Annotated in this window: 1 protein-coding gene; it reads right to left on the minus strand. The window is 65.9% G+C overall.

Annotated elements, in window-relative coordinates:
• On the minus strand, nucleotides 1-1212 hold a 1212-nt coding region (locus tag ABCR83_RS32630; RefSeq protein WP_462698885.1), incomplete at both ends, for an acyl carrier protein.

Here is a 1212-nt window from a genome sequence, read left to right on the forward strand (position 1 = left end):
CCCGCCACACCCGCAGCCGCCTGCGCATGACCAATATTCGACTTCACCGACCCCAACCACAACGGACGATCCCCAGGCCGACCCCGACCATACGTAGCCAACAACGCCTGAGCCTCAATCGGATCACCCAACCGCGTCCCCGTACCATGCCCCTCCACCACATCCACATCCCCCACCGAAAGACCCGCACCCGCCAACGCCTGCCGAATCACCCGCTCCTGAGACGGACCATGAGGAGCAGTCAACCCATTACTCGCACCATCCTGATTCACCGCCGAACCACGCACCACCGCAAGCACCCGATGACCATTACGCCGCGCATCCGACACACGCTCCAACAACACCAGACCGACACCCTCCGAGAAACCCGTGCCGTCCGCGGCGGCCGCGAACGCCTTGCAACGCCCATCCGACGCCAGCCCACCCTGCCGCGAAAACCCGGTAAACACCTCCGGCGTCGCCATCACCGTCACACCACCAGCCAACGCCAGCGAACACTCCCCCACCCGCAACGCCTGCACCGCCAAATGCACCGCCACCAACGACGACGAACACGCCGTATCCACCGTCACCGCCGGACCCTCCAACCCAAACGTATAAGCCACCCGACCGGACACCGCGCTCCCGGAGCCCGCCAGCATCGAGTAGCCCTCAAGTCCGGCGTCACTGTTGGCGCTTAGACCGGCCGCGTAGTCGTGGTACATCACGCCGGCATAGACCCCGGTAGCACTGCCCTTCAGCGACGACGGGTCGATACCAGCCCGTTCGAACAACTCCCAGGACGCCTCCAGCAGAACCCGCTGCTGAGGATCCATCGCCAACGCCTCACGAGGACTGATCCCAAAGAACCCAGCATCAAACCGGTCAACACCATCCAAAAACCCACCCTCACGCGCATAACTCGTACCAGGACGCTCAGGATCCGGATGAAACAGCCGCTCCAGATCCCAGCCCCGGTCCGTGGGGAAACCGCCGATGGCATCACCACCCGACGCCACCAACTGCCACAACCCCTCGGCCGAGCCGATCCCGCCGGGGAATCGGCAGGCCATGGCCACGATCGCCACCGGCTCGTCCGCTCCGGCCGCAGTGCTCAGGGCCGTGGCCGGAGCCAGGGACTCGCCAGCGAGCAGACGGTCCAGATGCTCGGCGAGGACGCGCGGCGTCGGGTGGTCGAACACCAGCGTGGCGGGCAGCCGGAGACCACTCACC

Source organism: Streptomyces xingningensis, assembly GCF_054957865.1.